At 69.5% G+C, this 15,072-nt stretch carries 16 protein-coding genes; 11 read left to right on the plus strand and 5 right to left on the minus strand.

All coding sequences use genetic code 11. The features are described 5' to 3' along the window. Positions 1 to 100 precede the first annotated feature (100 nt). The 6 genes from ABFX45_RS02470 to ABFX45_RS02500 all read left to right on the plus strand — a co-directional run bounded on the left by ABFX45_RS02470 (position 101) and on the right by ABFX45_RS02500 (position 7,265). Positions 101 to 1,366 carry an aspartate kinase gene (locus ABFX45_RS02470; protein WP_109630850.1) on the plus strand — a complete coding sequence of 422 codons (1,266 nt, stop codon included), beginning with the start codon at positions 101 to 103 and terminating at the stop codon, positions 1,364 to 1,366. Continuing rightward, positions 1,363 to 2,454 (plus strand): aspartate-semialdehyde dehydrogenase, encoded by a 1,092-nt coding sequence (locus ABFX45_RS02475; protein ID WP_109630853.1) that lies wholly within the window; start codon positions 1,363 to 1,365, stop codon positions 2,452 to 2,454. Before ABFX45_RS02470 ends, ABFX45_RS02475 begins: the two co-directional genes overlap by 4 nt. Positions 2,455 to 2,545: 91 nt before the next feature. After that, positions 2,546 to 3,286, plus strand: a complete 741-nt coding sequence (locus tag ABFX45_RS02480; protein WP_109630856.1) for a class I SAM-dependent methyltransferase — start codon at positions 2,546 to 2,548, stop codon at positions 3,284 to 3,286. Further along, on the plus strand, positions 3,283 to 4,698 hold the full coding sequence (locus ABFX45_RS02485) for a gluconokinase (protein WP_346127216.1): 1,416 nt from the start codon (positions 3,283 to 3,285) through the stop codon (positions 4,696 to 4,698). The genes ABFX45_RS02480 and ABFX45_RS02485 overlap by 4 nt, the downstream gene beginning before the upstream one ends. Before the next feature lie 195 nt (positions 4,699 to 4,893). Continuing rightward, the gene (locus ABFX45_RS02495; RefSeq protein WP_346127218.1) at positions 4,894 to 6,078 is read left to right on the plus strand and encodes an MFS transporter; all 1,185 of its coding nucleotides are present in this window, start codon (positions 4,894 to 4,896) and stop codon (positions 6,076 to 6,078) included. An 11-nt stretch (positions 6,079 to 6,089) separates the two neighbouring features. Next, positions 6,090 to 7,265 carry an MFS transporter gene (locus ABFX45_RS02500; protein ID WP_109630867.1) on the plus strand — a complete coding sequence of 392 codons (1,176 nt, stop codon included), beginning with the start codon at positions 6,090 to 6,092 and terminating at the stop codon, positions 7,263 to 7,265. Here the strand turns inward: ABFX45_RS02500 and ABFX45_RS02505 are convergent. Next, entirely contained in the window at positions 7,241 to 8,293 is a 1,053-nt protein-coding gene (locus tag ABFX45_RS02505; RefSeq protein ID WP_109630870.1) for an alpha/beta hydrolase, read from the minus strand. The genes ABFX45_RS02500 and ABFX45_RS02505 overlap by 25 nt on opposite strands. A gap of 65 nt (positions 8,294 to 8,358) precedes the next feature. Here ABFX45_RS02505 and ABFX45_RS02510 point away from each other — a divergent pair, with 65 nt between their 5' ends. The 3 genes from ABFX45_RS02510 to ABFX45_RS02520 all read left to right on the plus strand — a co-directional run bounded on the left by ABFX45_RS02510 (position 8,359) and on the right by ABFX45_RS02520 (position 9,928). Further along, positions 8,359 to 8,934 carry an NADPH-dependent FMN reductase gene (locus ABFX45_RS02510; protein WP_109630873.1) on the plus strand — a complete coding sequence of 192 codons (576 nt, stop codon included), beginning with the start codon at positions 8,359 to 8,361 and terminating at the stop codon, positions 8,932 to 8,934. A 78-nt stretch (positions 8,935 to 9,012) separates the two neighbouring features. Beyond that, complete coding sequence (locus ABFX45_RS02515; protein ID WP_109630877.1) at positions 9,013 to 9,435, plus strand: organic hydroperoxide resistance protein; 423 nt, start codon at positions 9,013 to 9,015, stop codon at positions 9,433 to 9,435. Positions 9,436 to 9,451: 16 nt separating this feature from the next. Next, a complete protein-coding gene (locus tag ABFX45_RS02520) occupies positions 9,452 to 9,928 on the plus strand; it encodes a Dps family protein (RefSeq protein ID WP_109630880.1) in 477 nt (158 codons plus the stop codon). Here the strand turns inward: ABFX45_RS02520 and ABFX45_RS02525 are convergent. The 4 genes from ABFX45_RS02525 to ABFX45_RS02540 all read right to left on the minus strand — a co-directional run bounded on the left by ABFX45_RS02525 (position 9,925) and on the right by ABFX45_RS02540 (position 14,382). Then, positions 9,925 to 10,875 (minus strand): BtrH N-terminal domain-containing protein, encoded by a 951-nt coding sequence (locus tag ABFX45_RS02525; protein WP_346127222.1) that lies wholly within the window; start codon positions 10,873 to 10,875, stop codon positions 9,925 to 9,927. The genes ABFX45_RS02520 and ABFX45_RS02525 overlap by 4 nt on opposite strands. A 177-nt stretch (positions 10,876 to 11,052) precedes the next feature. Continuing rightward, the gene (locus ABFX45_RS02530) at positions 11,053 to 12,159 is read right to left on the minus strand and encodes a hypothetical protein (RefSeq protein ID WP_346127224.1); all 1,107 of its coding nucleotides are present in this window, start codon (positions 12,157 to 12,159) and stop codon (positions 11,053 to 11,055) included. 22 nt (positions 12,160 to 12,181) lie between these two features. After that, positions 12,182 to 13,993 carry a S9 family peptidase gene (locus ABFX45_RS02535; RefSeq protein WP_346127226.1) on the minus strand — a complete coding sequence of 604 codons (1,812 nt, stop codon included), beginning with the start codon at positions 13,991 to 13,993 and terminating at the stop codon, positions 12,182 to 12,184. 140 nt (positions 13,994 to 14,133) lie between these two features. Next, a complete protein-coding gene (locus ABFX45_RS02540) occupies positions 14,134 to 14,382 on the minus strand; it encodes a hypothetical protein (RefSeq protein WP_346127228.1) in 249 nt (82 codons plus the stop codon). Positions 14,383 to 14,448: 66 nt separating this feature from the next. Between ABFX45_RS02540 and ABFX45_RS02545 the strand changes: the two genes are divergently transcribed. Together ABFX45_RS02545 and ABFX45_RS02550 are read left to right on the plus strand one after the other, a co-directional pair. Further along, positions 14,449 to 14,583: a hypothetical protein gene (locus ABFX45_RS02545; RefSeq protein WP_346127230.1), complete on the plus strand. Its 135-nt coding sequence runs from the start codon at positions 14,449 to 14,451 to the stop codon at positions 14,581 to 14,583. Further along, a complete protein-coding gene (locus tag ABFX45_RS02550; protein WP_109630894.1) occupies positions 14,580 to 15,065 on the plus strand; it encodes a DUF3291 domain-containing protein in 486 nt (161 codons plus the stop codon). The genes ABFX45_RS02545 and ABFX45_RS02550 overlap by 4 nt, the downstream gene beginning before the upstream one ends. Positions 15,066 to 15,072: the final 7 nt, after the last annotated feature.

Consider the following 15,072-nt stretch of genomic DNA (forward strand, 5'->3'; position numbering starts at 1 on the left):
ACAGAGTAGTCACGCGCGTCACGGCTCCAGAGTCTCACCAGGTGGTCCGGGTAGGCTGCCTACGACGTGGGGTTTTAGTCGCGCGAAGGAGGTCAGGTCGGTGGCGCTCGTCGTCCAGAAGTACGGCGGTTCATCGGTTGAGAGTGCCGAGCGGATCAAACGCGTGGCCGAGCGCATCGTGGCGACCAAAAAGGCGGGGAACGACGTCGTGGTCGTCGTGTCCGCCATGGGCGACACGACCGACGAGCTGCTCGACCTCGCCCGCCAGGTGTCCCCGGTGCCGCCAGCACGTGAGCTCGACATGCTGCTCACGTCGGGTGAGCGGATCTCGATGTCCCTGCTCGCCATGGCGATCCACACGCTCGGCGCGGAGGCCCGTTCCTACACGGGCTCGCAGGCGGGCGTGATCACGACCTCGGTGCACGGCAAAGCCCGCATCATCGACGTGACGCCGAGCCGGATCCAGGACGCCACCTCCGAGGGAGCCATCGCGATCGTCGCGGGCTTCCAGGGCGTCTCGCAGGACTCGAAGGAGATCACCACGCTCGGCCGCGGCGGCAGCGACACCACCGCGGTGGCGCTCGCGGCGGCGACGAAGGCCGACGTGTGCGAGATCTACACCGATGTGGACGGCGTCTACACCGCCGACCCGCGCATCGTGCCGAACGCGAAGAAGCTCGACACGATCACGTACGAGGAAATGCTCGAGATGGCCGCGTGTGGCGCGAAGGTGCTGATGCTCCGCTGTGTGGAGTACGCCCGTCGCTACAACGTGCCCGTGCATGTCCGCTCTTCGTTCAGCAACAAGACCGGAACCATCGTGTCCGGTTCAGTGGAGGACCTTCCCGTGGAACAGGCGATGATCACCGGCGTCGCGCACGACCGGTCCGAGGCCAAAATCACCGTGACCGCCGTGCCCGACCACCCCGGCATCGCGGCCAAGATCTTCCGGGTCGTGGCGCAGGCCGAGCTCGACATCGACATGGTCGTGCAGAACGTCTCGCAGGCCGCGTCCGGTCGCACCGACATCACGTTCACGCTGGCCAAGGTCGACGGCCCGCGCGCGGTGGCGGCGCTGGAGAAGGCACGCGGCGAGATCGGCTTCGACCAGGTCCTCTACGACGAGCACGTGGGCAAGGTGTCGCTGATCGGCGCGGGCATGCGCTCGCACCCCGGTGTCACGGCGACGTTCTGCGAGGCGCTGGCCACGGCCGGCGTCAACATCGACATCATCTCCACCTCGGAGATCCGCATCTCGGTCATCTGCCGCGACACCCAGCTCGACGACGCCGTCCGTGCCCTGCACGACGCGTTCGACCTGGGTACCGACGAAGAGGCCGTCGTTTACGCAGGGACTGGACGATGACTTCCTCGGGTGCGGGTGTCCCGCAAAATGCAGCCGTGCTCGCGCTCGTCGGCGCGACCGGTGCCGTGGGCACCGTGATGATCGACATCATGAACACCCGCTCCTCCGTGCCGTGGGGCGAGATCCGGCTGATCGCGTCTCCGCGCTCGGCGGGCAAGAAGATCAGCGTGCGTGGCCAGGAGCTGACGGTCATCGCGCTCTCGCCCGAGGCGTTCGACGGCGTCGACATCGCGATGTTCGACGTGCCGGACGAGGTCTCGGCCGAGTGGGCCCCGATCGCCGCCGAGCGCGGCGCGATCGCGATCGACAACTCCGGCGCGTTCCGGATGGACCCGGACGTGCCGCTGGTCGTGCCCGAGGTCAACGCCGACCAGATCGACAACCGCCCGCGCGGCATCATCTCGAACCCGAACTGCACGACGCTGTCGATGATGGCGTCGCTCGGTGCCCTGCACCGCGAGTTCGAGCTGAAGGAACTGGTCGTGGCCTCCTACCAGGCCGCGTCCGGTGGTGGTCAGGCGGCGATCGACCGCCTGTATGCCGAGATCGCCGCGCTGGCCGGCAAGGAGGTCGGCGTGGTCGCGGGCGACGTCCGTGCCGCGCTGGACGCCGCCGGTCTGCCCGTGTCCGAGTCGCCGTTCCCGGCCCCGCTGGCGCTGAACGTGGTGCCGTGGGCGGGATCGCTCAAGGACGAGGGCTGGACGTCCGAGGAGCTGAAGGTCCGCAACGAGGCCCGCAAGATCCTCGGCATCCCGGACCTGAAGGTCTCGGCCACCTGCGTCCGCGTCCCGGTCGTCACGACCCACTCGCTGGCCGTCCACGCGACGTTCGCCCGCGAGGTCACCGTCGAGGCGGCACACAAGATCTTCGAGTCGCAGCCGACGGTCGTGCTGGTCGACGACCCGGCCGCGAAGCGCTTCCCGACGCCCGCCGACATGGTGGGCGAGGACCCGACGTACGTGGGCCGCGTGCGTCAGGCGCTGGACTTCCCGAACACGCTGGACTTCTTCGTGTGCGGTGACAACCTGCGCAAGGGTGCGGCGCTGAACACCTACGAGGTCGCGGAAGAGCTCGCGAAGCGCCTCTGATCCACCCGTCCGTCACCGCCCGGTCCGGCAGGGCCGGGCGGCGACGGCACAGGAGTGGTTCAACCGCCGTCCGCCCTCATAGGGTGAGTTCATGGCGGAGAGCGACGATCAGTACGACGCCCTGGGCGCGATCTACGAGCGGGCCAAGCACATCCCGACCGGACTGGCCGAGCGCGCCACCCTGCTGTCGGCGGTCGGCGACCTGCTCGGCAAGTCGGTGCTGGACGTGGCCTGCGGCACCGGTTTCTACGCGCGGCTCTTCCACGACCTGGGCGCGACCCGCGTCGTCGGCGTCGACGCGGCTGGGGAAATGATCAGCTACGCCCGCCACGTCGAGGCCCGCGAGCCGCGCGGCATCACCTACGAGCAGCACGACGCGACCGAGCTGCCAGTGCTCGGCGAGTTCGACGTGGTGACCGCCGTCTGGCTGCTCGGCTACGCGGACGACGAGACCGCGCTCGACGCCATGATCGGCAACCTCACGGCGAACCTCGCTCCCGGCGGACGGCTCGTCGTGCTGGTCCCGAACCCGGACGCCGACTGGGACCTGCTCGCGCAGTACGGCCGCTACGGCTACGAGATCACGCCGACCGGCCCGATGAACCTCAAGCAGCCGGTCCGCGTGCACGTGCTGGGCGATCCGCCGTTCGACTTCGACTCCTTCTACTGGGAGCGCGGCGTGTTCGACGGCGCGCTGACCCGGGCGGGCCTGACCGAGGTGACGCGCCAGCCGGACGTGACCCCTGACGACGAGCGCGGCGACGAGTTCTGGGGCCCGCTGCGGAAGTCCCCGAGCTTCGCCGTCTTCACCGCCCAGCGAGCGGACTCATGATCGTCCTGGCGGTGGACCTCGGCACCTCGGCCACCAAGGTCGTCGCGGTGGACGCGCAGGCACGCGTGGTGGCGTCGACAGAACGCAAGTACCCGATGCGCACCAGCGGCGTGGAAGCCACCCACGACCCGCACCAGGTCCTGAACGCCGCACTCGACGCGCTGGCGGAGCTGGCTTCCGAGGACGTGAAAGCCATCTCGCTGACCGGGGCCATGCACTCGATCATGGGCCTCGACGCCTCGCTGAACCCGGTCACCGAGTCGCTGAGCTGGGCCGACAACCGCGCCATCGAACAGACCGAACGCCTGCGCGGGACTCCGGAAGGCCGCGAGCTGCACCAGGCGACCGGCGCCCCGATCCACTCGTTCACGCCGCTGATGAAGCTCGCCTGGTTCCACGAGAACGGTGTCCGTGCCGCGAAGTGGTGCGAGATCAAGGACTTCGTGCACCTCCACCTGACCGGCGAGCTGCTCAACGAGCACTCGTCCGGCTCCGGCACGGGCCTGATGAACATCCGCACCCTGCGGTGGTACGAGCCGTCGCTGGAGTTCGCCGGCGTGACGGCCGACCAGCTCCCGCCGCTCGTCGAACCCACCCACTCGACGCCGTTGAAGGCCGCCATCCCCGGCCTGCGTCCCGGCATCCCGGTGATCGTCGGCGGTGGTGACGGCCCGCTCGGCAATCTCGGCGTGGGCGCGGCCGCCCCCGGCTGCGGCGCGGTCTCGCTCGGTACGTCGGGTGCACTTCGCGTGGCACAGCAAGGGCCTGGTGTCGACGAGGAAGGCCGCACGTTCAGCTACGCCATCGCCGATGGCCTCTGGGTGCGCGGTGGTGCGATCAGCAACGGCGGCGTCGTGGCCCAGTGGGCGTCCGAGACGTTCGGCATCCCGGTGGGCGACCTGCTCGCCCAGGCCGCGCCGGTCGACTCCGACGGTCTCGTCGCCCTGCCGTACCTGCTCGGTGAACGAGCGCCGTGGTGGGACCCGACCGCGCACGCCGCGTTGCTGGGCCTGCGCCGCGAGCACACCCCGCAGCAGATCACCAAAGCCCTGGTGGAGGGCGTCTGCCAGCAGCTCGCGCTGGTCCTCGACGCCGTCCCGCACGTGGAGTCCCTGCGGATCACGGGCGGTGCGTTCCGCGCCCCGGTCTGGGCTCAGACCCTGGCGAACACCCTCGGCAGGCCCCTGCACCTGACCGAGGACACCGGCGGCTCGGCTGTCGGCGCGGCCCTGCTGGCGTGGCGGGCGCTGGGTGAGATCGAGTCGCTGACCGTCGACCTCGTGCAGCCGACTCGGACGATCACGCCGGACGAGGACGCGATCACGAGGTACGCGAAGGCGCGACCGTTCGTGGCGAAGGTGTACCGGGCGCTGGAAGAGCTGTACAACGAGGGCACCGGCCCCAGAACGTGACCTCTGCCCGTTCGACGTGGAACCCGGCGAGTTCGACCGCCGGCTCGAAGACGCAGTCCACATCCTCGACCCGGCCGCATTCGCGACACACGAGGTGGTCCAGTGCTGGCACGGCCATCACCCTAGTCCCGTAATCTTGAACACATCAAGAAAACGGCGGGTTAAACATCTTGCCATCGGAGTGAGGATGGCGATGTGGATCTCGCCCCGTTCAAACACGTCCTCCTGCTGCCCAGGGTTCGTCCGCTCGCACTGCTGATGTTCTTCGCGAGGATGCCACCGGCGGCGACCGGCGTGATCCTGACGCTGCACGTCGCCGTCACGCTGGACGAGGGCTACGGGGCGGCGGGCCTGGTGGGCGCGGCGGGAACCGTCGGCATGGGCCTGGGGGCTCCGCTGATGGGCAAGCTGATCGACAGCAGGGGACTGCGGTCGATGCTCGCCGTGAGCGTGACCGCGTCGGCCTCCTTCTGGCTGGCCGCGCCGCTGATGAACTACTGGACGCTGCTGGTCTGCTCGTTCGCGGTCGGTCTGCTCGGCGTGCCGATGATGTCGATCGGCCGCCAGATCATCACCGCGCTCGTGCCGGAGACCCGGCGCAGGGTGGCCCTGTCCGTCGACTCGATCTCCGTCGAGCTGTCGTTCATGGGCGGGCCCGCGCTCGGCGTCTTCGTCGCGACCAAGTTCTCCACGAACGCGGCACTCGTCGCCATCGGCCTCACGACCCTGGCCGCGGGAGCACTGCTGTACTGGGCGAACCCGCCGATGGTGCACGAGGACGAGGTCGTCGACGGGCCGCAGCCGAAGATCTTCGAGTGGTTCCGCGGCCGGATCGTCGGTGTGTTCGTCGTCTGCGTCGGCGCCACCGTGTGCCTCTCGGGCATGGAGGTCGCGGCGATCGCCAGCCTCGAACACGCGGGCAAGGAGAGCTGGCTCGGCATCGTGTTCTTCGCGATGTGCGCGGCGTCGATCATCGGTGGCCTGGTCTACGGCGGTGTGAAGAGGACGCCGAGCGTGTTGGTGCTCCTCCTGCTGATGGCACTGCTCGAGATCCCGGTCGGACTGGGCGATGGCAACGTCCTCCTGCTGTGCGTGCTTCTCGTCCCGATGAACCTCATGTGTGCGCCGTTGATCGCTGCCTCGGGTGAGCACATCAGCCGGCTCGCCCCGGCCACCGCGCGCGGCCTCGCGCTCGGACTGCAGGGATCGGCGTTCACCATCGGCAGCGCGATCGGCTCACCGCTCGCGGGCGTGGCGATCGACCACGGCGGCGCGCGCCTCGGGTTCGCCGTCGTCGGCGTGGCGGGCCTGCTGGTGGCGGGTGTCGCGTGGCTGCTCGCCCGGCAGCGTCAGCGGGTAAATCCATTGCCAGTGGGGTGACGATGAGGGGCGTGAATCTCGCCCCGTTCAAACACGTCCTGGCGCTGCCAGGGGTTCGTCCCCTGATGCTGCTGATGCTCTTCGCCAGAATTCCCCCGACGGCGGCGGGCGTCACGGTGACGCTCCACGTCGTCACCACGCTCGACAAGGGCTACGCGGCGGCGGGCACGGTGGGGTTCGCGACCATGGTCGGCATCGGCCTCGGATCGCCGTTGATGGGCAGGCTGATCGACAGCAGGGGGCTGCGGATCACGCTGGCGCTCAGCCTCCTCGAAGGCGTCTTCTGGGTCACCGCGCCGCTGATGGACTACTACGTGCTGCTGGTGCTGGCGTTCGCCAACGGACTCGTGGCGGTGCCGATGATGTCGATCGGACGTCAGGCGCTCACGGCGCTCGTGCCGGAATCACAACGGCGGCCCGCGTTCTCGCTGGACTCGATCTCGGTCGAGCTGTCGTTCATGGTCGGGCCGGCGGCGGGCGTGCTGATCGCGACGAAGTTCTCCACCGGCACGGCGCTCGTCACGATCGGCGTGGCGATCCTGGCGGCCTGCGCGTTGTTGTTCGTCGTGAACCCGCCGCTGGTGCACGAGGACGAGGTCGTCGACGGGCCGCAGCCGCAGCTGCGGGAGTGGCTGCGCGGGCCGATGATCGCGGCGTTGATCATCCCGTTCGGGGCGACCACGGCGTTGTCCGGCATGGAGATCGCGTCGATCGCTTCGCTGGAGCACGCGGGGAAGCAGAGCTGGCTCGGCCTGGTCTTCGTGGTGATGTGCGCCGCGTCGGCGTTGGGCGGCCTCGTCTACGGCAGCCTGAAACGGGTGCCGAGCGGAATCGTGCTGCTGGCGTGCATGGCACTGCTCGAGGTGCCGGTCGGCATCGGGGACGGCAACGTGGCGTTGCTGGCGCTCGCGCTCATCCCGATGAACTTCGTGTGCGCGCCGACGATCGCCGCCTCGACCGAGCAGATCAGCAGGCTCGCGCCCGCCTCGGCGCGCGGACTCGCGCTCGGGCTGCAGGGCTCGGCCTTCACGTTCGGCGTCGCGGCCGGTCAGCCGCTCGCGGGGGTCGCGGTGGACCACAGCGGACCCCCGCTCGGCTTCGTCGTCGCCGGTCTGGCCGGACTGGTGATCGCCGGGCTGGGCTGGGTGCTCTCGCGCCAGCGTCAGGCGGTCTCGGCCACGTCCTGAGCGGAGTTCGCCAGTGCGAGACCGGTCCGGAGCGCGCCAACGGCTTCGGACACGGCCTCGCGGAAGATCCCGCCGACGCCGAGCACGTTCGCGAAGCCGTGGAAGAGGCCTTCGTGCCTGCGCAGCACGACCGGCACGCCCTCGGCGGCCAGGCGTTCCGCGAAGGCCTCGCCCTCGTCGCGCAACGGGTCGTAGCCCGCGGTCGCGATGTAGGTGGGCGGCAGGTTCGAGAGGTCGTCCGCGAGCATGATCGACAGGCGCGGGTCGTGGCGGTCGGCACCGCCCGCGCTGTACTGGTCGAGGAACCAGTCCATCTTTTCGTCGGTGAGGAAGAACCCGTTGCCGAAGATCTCGCGCGACCGGCGGCGCACCGACGCGTCCACGCCGGGGTAGAAGAGCAGCAGGAACGCGATGTCGGTCTCGGCGTGGTGCGCGGTCACCGCGGCCAGGTTGCCGCCGGCGCTGTCGCCGCCCAGCGCGATCCGCTTCGCGTCGATGCCCAGGTCCTCCGCCTTCGCGACTGCGTAGCGCAGCACCTCGGCCGCGTCCTCGACCGCCGCGGGGAACGGGTACTCGGGTGCGAGCCGGTAGTCGGCCGCCAGCACCCGCACGCCCGCCTCCCTGGCGAGGAACCGGCACAGGTTGTCGTGGGTCTCCAGACCTCCGGTGACCCAGCCGCCACCGTGGTAGAAGATCAGCAACGCCGAGCCCTCCGCCAGGCCGTCCGGCGTGTAGAGGCGGCCGGCGAACTCGCCGATCGTGAGCTCTCTGGTTCCCACTCCGGTGATCTTCGGACCCGCTACGAGCTTCGAACTCAACTCCAGGTCGAGGCGGCTCTCGGATGCTGTCTTCGTGCGCCAGTCCGTCCCGGACAGGTGTGCCAGCTTCAGCAACAGCTGCGCCTCCGGGTGCAGGTCCTGACCGTCCAGGCGGATCGGGGTACCGGCGATGAGGCGGCGCAACGGGCCCGGCAGACCGAACGCGAAGCGCAGAGCACCGGCCAGTACGCCGGCCTGGAAGTTCGACATGTGGTGCACGTTACTAGCGAGTAGTGCTGGATCTCCAGGTATCTGGAGGTGGAAGGATCGACGCCATGACGGTGATGGTGGTGGGCATCGGGGGCTCTATCAGGGCCGACTCGCAGTCCGAACGGGCGCTGCGGGTCGCTCTGGAGGGCGCTCGCGAGCTCGGTGCGGAGACGATCCAGTACAGCGGCCCTGAACTGGTGCTTCCGTTCTACGACCCGTCTGTGCCGGAGCGGACCGACGTCGCGCTCAAGATGGTCGAGGACCTGCGCAGGGCCGACGGCGTGATCCTCGTGTCGCCCGGCTACCACGGCACCGTGTCCGGCCTGGTCAAGAACGCCCTCGACTACATCGAGGACCTGCGTGACGACGACCGCCCGTACCTCGACGGCCGCGCGGTCGGCACCATCACCGCCGCGCACGGCTGGCAGGCCGCGGTGAACACGCTCGCGGCGGTTCGCTCGATCGTGCACGCGCTGCGCGGCTGGCCGACGCCGCTCGGTGCCGCGATCAACTCCGCGCAGGTCAAGTTCGACGGTGATGGCGCCTGCTCGGACAGCGACGTGGACCGCAACCTGCGGATGATCGGCCGACAGGTCGTCGAGTTCGCGCTGCGCCAGTCGTCTCATCTGGACGTGAACTGACTCACGATCGGGCAGACAAGTCGTGCGCGATCCGTTCATACCGGTAGGTAACAAACCACTGACTCAAGGGAGAGCGGAATGGAAGCGCTGTACACGGCCGAGGCGACTGCTTACGGCGAAGGCCGCAACGGCGAGGTCCGGTCCTCCGACGGCGTGATCGACGAGGTCCTGTCGATCCCGAAGGAGATGGGCGGCCCCGGCGGTGACGCGACCAACCCGGAGCAGCTGTTCGCGGCCGGCTACGCGGCCTGCTTCAACTCCGCCCTCGCGGTCGTCGCGCGCGCATCCAAGATTCAGCTCCCTTCTTCTGAGGTAACCGCCAAGGTGGGGATCGGCCCCAGCGGGACCGGCGGCTTCCAGCTGGCCGTCGAGCTCGCCGTGACCATCCCCGGATTCGACCAGGCGGTCGCGGAAAAGCTCGTCGAGCAGGCCCACCAGGTCTGCCCGTACTCCAACGCGACGCGCGGCAACATCGAGGTGGCGGTCACCGTCACCGTCTGAGGAGGCGCGTTCAACCATGGCCAAGAACCCGATCACCAGCCCGCTTGCTGACGGCGACCGCGACGCGGTCGGTGCAGTGCTGCAGGCCACACTCGTCGACCTCGTCGACCTGTCCCTGATCGGGAAGCAGGCGCACTGGAACGTGATCGGCAAGAACTTCCGCAGCGTCCACCTTCAGCTCGACGAACTGGTCCTCATGGCGCGCAACGCCGCCGACCAGGTCGCCGAACGCGCGGCAGCTCTCGGCGTCACGCCGAACGGCACGGCGAAGACCATCGCCGCGTCGTCCGGCGTGCCCGAGATCGAAACCGGCTGGCTGAGGGAGGAGCAGGTCGTCACGGCGATCACGTCCTCACTGGCGTCGCTGATCTCACGCATGCGTGCCCGCATCGACGAGACCGACAAGCCGGACCTCGTCACCCAGGACCTGCTGATCGGCATCACGCAGCAGCTGGAGCAGGCGCACTGGATGTGGCAGGCGCAAGCCGCCTAGAGCATGAGCCGGCGGACGGCCCGCTCCTCGATGGAGCGGGCCTCGTCGACTTTCCCGGCCAGTTCGTCGTAGTCCCCGCCCCTGGCGATCTCCGACCAGAGCCGTCCTGACTCCCGGAAGTCCTGTGCGCCGGGAAGTCCCGCCTCGTCGAGGAAATCGGCGTAGAGCGGCCGGGTCGCGCCCGGTGCCGTGTACTCGACCTCGAGACAGTCGTGCAGTCGCTGCCTCACGAATCCGGGGTCGTCGGCCCAGCGCTGTGTCCAGCCCTTCCTCCCCTTGTCGCGCAACTGTTCCGCGAGCTTCCGCATGCCGGAGAAACCGAAGTTCACGTCGAAGTTGTTGCCCAGCACCGGTCCCGTGAGGTGCTCGCACGTCATCCGCACGGCGCTTCCGACGTCCGGCTCGCCCGTGCGCTCACCGATGCTGATCATCTCGTGCTTGCCCTGACCCCAGCTGGTCATGAAGTCGGCGAGCGGCTGGGTGTGCGTGCCGTGGTTGTGCACGGTGACCGTGTCGCTGTCGACGCCGAGCACGCCGACCGGGTGCTTTTCCTTGCCCAGCATGCAGATCACCGGCCCGTCGGCGGTCCTGAGCTGTTGCTCGGCCTTGCGTGCGGAGGTCGTCGTCGTGACGTCGTGGGCGATGTTCGCGTGCTGCAACGCGGTGGGGATGAACGGCGCGGGGTGGTGCCGCGCCACGATGGTCATCGTGGGCGTGTGCCTCTTGTACTCGAACACGAAGTACATGAACCCGATGCCGCCCGCGAGCCCGGCCAGCATCGCCTCGGACCACTCGTCGTCGAGGATCTCCCTGAGGAGCCACGAGTCGTGCATCTGCCCGGTGGGACGCGCGTCCTTGAGCACATGCCTGCGCGCGGTGGTGTACGACTCGCCGGTGCGCTCCATCCGGGCGCGAACCAGGCGCTTGAACGACTTCTGCTCGGTCATGGCGTGCCTTCCGCGGACGCGCTGGAGCCGTTCCCCACGCCCTGCTCTGCCCGTCCGGTGTTGTGCGCACACGACTGACCGGTGCCGGGAGGACAGGAATCCCCTTTGCCTCCGCGACGCCGGCCAGCGTGGGTGGCCGATCAGGAGGTGAGGCGCTCCGGCAGCGCCGCCACCATGTTAGGGCGTGACGGCCACCGTCGACAGCTGGTACTGGCTCAGGTTGACTCCTCGCTCCACCTGCCAGCCGCCGTCGGCTTTGGTCAGCCTGCCCACTTCGACCACCACGCCGGCGTTGGCCGCACTGGTGAACACGAGCCGGTCGTCATCGGCCACCTCACCGGGGCCGGTCGCCGTGAAGAGCAGCGTGCCGCCCGATCCCGCGGTGAGCGTGCCGGGGACACCGGACTTCTCGGTGCTCACCGAGCCCCAGGCGGTCCACGCGGTGGGAGTGGTCTCCATCCGGCCGCTGGTGTCCGTGACCACGCCGAGCATCGCGGTCGACGAGGTGACGAGGTCGCCCGCTGCCGGTGTCCGGTACTCGGCGGCGACCGCGCCGTCCCGCGTGGACACCTTCGCGAGTGTCGTCGCGGGGTCGCGGACCCCGGCGGCCGGTCGCAGCGGCTCCTCGTGGGACTGGCCGGTGGACATCGTGGTGTTCCACGCCCCGGCACCCCGCGGCAGGACTCGCCAGAACGTCTCGCCGGGCGGTTCCGGCTCGCGACGACCGGGGTCGATCACGTTCGTCCTGACGGACACGACCGGGTTCTTCGGACCCGCCAGTGCGAAGGCCAGGCTGCCCCCGTCCGGGACAGCGTCGGAAGGATCCTGGCGTGCGGCGACGAAGCCGACCGCCAGCGGCCTCTCCTTCGGGAAGCTCACCGCACGGACGAACAGCCGATCGGTGGCAGGCGTACCCGTCGTGGCCGGGCTGGTCACGAACGCCACGACCAGCCGGTCGTCGTCGGTGCGTCCGGCCATGGCCACCAGCACCATGTTTGCCGCCAGCTCCGACGACCGTTCCGCGAACAGCGGATGCGCGTCGCCGTCCAGGCCGCCGAAGTCACGCCAAGCCTGCTCGGCGCGGTCGAGCAGCGCCTCGTCGCCGGCCAGCGAGCCCCGCAGCGGCCAGTCGTCGAGCTCGGGGTCCAGGTTGGACTGGATCTCGTGCACGGCGAAGCCGGCGATCACCGCGACGATTCCCACCAGGGCGAGTCCGGCCCACGTCGCCACCAGCAACGCGTCCCGGACCCACCCCTGGCCGGCCTGACTGACGTTCTGCCGCAATCCGGCCGCCCCCAGCTGTCTCCTACTTCGCCAGGTGCCGCCTCGCGAAATCCACCTCGGCCGCGGTCTGCCGCATCGTCTCGGCGACGACCAGCGAGCCGTGTCCCGCGTCGTAGCGGTACATCTCGTAAGTGTGACCGCGCGACGCGAGCGCGTCGAGGTAGTTGTCGATCTGCCGGATCGGGCAGCGCGGGTCGTTCTCACCCGCGAGCACCAGCACCGGAGCGGTGACCTGCTCGACGTACGTGAGCGGCGAGCACTCCCTGTAGAGCTCAGGCAGCTCCTCCGGCGAACCGCCGAACAGCGCCCGGTCGAACGCCCGCAGCGGCTCCATCTCGTCCTCGTACGCGGCGAAGTAGTCCGCGACCGGGACGCCCGCGATGCCGACGGTCCAGCGTTCCGGCTGGACGCCGATGCCGAGCAGAGTCAGGTAGCCGCCCCACGAGGCGCCGCTGAGGACCGACTTCGACGGGTCGGTGAGCCCGGACTCGATCGCCCAGTCGTGGACGGCAGCGATGTCCTCCAGCTCGGTGAGGCCCGGCCTGCCCTCGATGGCGTCACGCCACTTCGACCCGTAGCCGCTGGAACCGCGGTAGTTCACGTGCACGGTGGCGAACCCGGCGTCGAGCCACACCGCGCGGTAGGCGGAGAAGCGGTCCTCGTCGGAGGAGTGCGGACCGCCGTGGATCAGGAAGACCGTCGGGAACGGACCCTCTCCCGCCGGCTTCGAGACCAGCGCGTGGACCTCGCCGACGAAGACGTCCTCGAGCTTCTCCGAGGTGGCAGGCCGGGCGCCCTGCGGCTCGACCAGCACGCGCTCGGTGCCGTCGGTGGCCAGCGCGCGGATCACCGTGGACTTCTCGGCGGACGACCACGAGTACTCGACGGTGCCGTCCGGGCGCACGCCCGCTGAGCCGATCACGCCGGGCGCGCTGTCCAGAGTGGACAGTTCGCCGGTCGTGAGGTCGTAGCGGTGCACGGTGTTGCGGGCGTGGTGGGTGTGCACGATCAGCAACGCGGACGCGTCCGGGTACCAGTCGGCGGCGACCTCACCCGGCAGGTCGAGCACGATCTCCTGCTCGGTGTCGGCGGCGACGTCCCAGATCAGCAGCTCCTCGCGGCCGCGGCGCTCGTGCAGCACCAGCAGCCGCTGGTCGCCGCGCACGGGGCTGAACGAGACGGCGTCCAGGCCGAGACCCTTGCCGTCCCACTTCTCGGCCACCGTCTCGCCGTTCGCGGAGTTGAGCGCGCGCAGGGCCATGTGCCGGTTGTCGCCGTGCTCGGAGTGCGCGATCACGACCAGCGACTCGTCCTTCGACATGGCGGTCACACCGGCGTCGTTGACGTGCTGGTAGATCACCTCGGTGTTCCCGTCGCGGGACAACCAGACCGTCGTGCCGTCGTCGGTCGAGGCCGCGACCGCCACGACGTCCCTGCCGATCTCCAGCCCTGCGGGGTAGCCCGCGTGGACGTCCGCGATGGCGGGCTCGGCCTTGCTGCCGTCCGCGACGAACGGCTCGCGCACCCAGACGCCGAACTCGTCGCCGTCGTGGTCGTCGAACCACCAGATCTCGGTGCCGTCCGGGTTCAGCGTGCCGTGCGACGTGCCGTTCGGGCGGTCCGTGACCTTGCGGTGCTCGTCCGTCGCGCGGTCCCACGCGTAGATCTCCCACACGCCGCTCGCGTTGGAGACGTACAGCGTGCGGTCCGGTGCGTCGTCGGCCCAGCTGGGCAGGCTCATCCGGGGAGCGGTGAACCGCTCGCGCCACCGGGTCTCGGCGGCCGGATCGTCGAAAAGCTGGTCCGGAACATTCGGAGCAGGGTGCGTCGTCACGTCTCAACACTAGAGTCAGTGGCAGTACTAGGGGGACTTGAGATGACAACACCACCACAGTGGGGAGCGCCGCCACCTGCGCGGCCGCAGTACCAACAGCCGTATCCGCAGCAGGGGCACCCGCACCAGCCCTGGCCGGGTTACCTGCCGCCGAAGCCGGCGCCGCTCGTGCTCCTGGCGATCCTGAACTGGATCCTCGCCGTCGGAATGCTGGTCATCGCCGCGTTCGTGATCATGAGCTTCCTGATGTCCGGTGCCACGCTGGTCGTCGGCATCGTGCTCGCGGCCGTCGTCGCCGGAGTCGGTGTGCTCAACGCCCTGGGCGCGTTGTCGATCAACCACCCGTACTTCCCGAACACGGTCACCTCGCAGCTGGCGGGCGTCTTCACCGGCTTGGTGCTCGCGGTGGCGCTGTTCCGCTCGGTCAGCAGAGCGTCGCCGAGCTCGTGCCGTCCATGGCGTCGGCCGTGCTGCTGGCGGTGTGCATCCTCAGCCTGGTCCTGGCGTCGCGGCCTGCCGGCAAGCAGTGGATCGTGGCGAAGCACCAGCTGTCGCTGGCGCAGGGCCACGCGCCGAGGAACCGCCGATGAGCGCCTTCGAGCTCGCCCAGGTCAACATCTCACGACTGCTGGCGCCGCTGGACAGCCCGCAGCTCAAGGAGTTCGTCGCCGCCCTCGACCCGGTGAACGCGGTCGCGGACGCCGCACCGGGCTTCCGCTGGCGGCTGCAGGGCGAGGCGGGCGACGCGACGGCGATCCGCGTCTTCGACGATGACTGGCTGATCGTGAACATGTCCGTGTGGGAGTCGCCCGAGGCGTTGCTCGCCTTCGTCTACGGCGACGCCCACCGCGCGATCCTGCGCGGCCGGCGCCAGTGGTTCCACCACCCCGTCGAGGCGATGACCGCGCTGTGGTGGGTACCCGCCGGCCACCGCCCGTCCGTCGCGGAAGCCGAGGAACGGCTGGTGCACCTGCGCACCCACGGCCCGTCGTCGCACGTGTTCACGCTGAAGCCGACCTCCGGATTTCCACCCGCACCGGAACACCTAGGCCTGCAGCCTCGCGAGAGTTAACGTTGAT

Source organism: Lentzea roselyniae (genome assembly GCF_039537795.1).
Lineage (GTDB): Bacteria > Actinomycetota > Actinomycetes > Mycobacteriales > Pseudonocardiaceae > Lentzea > Lentzea atacamensis.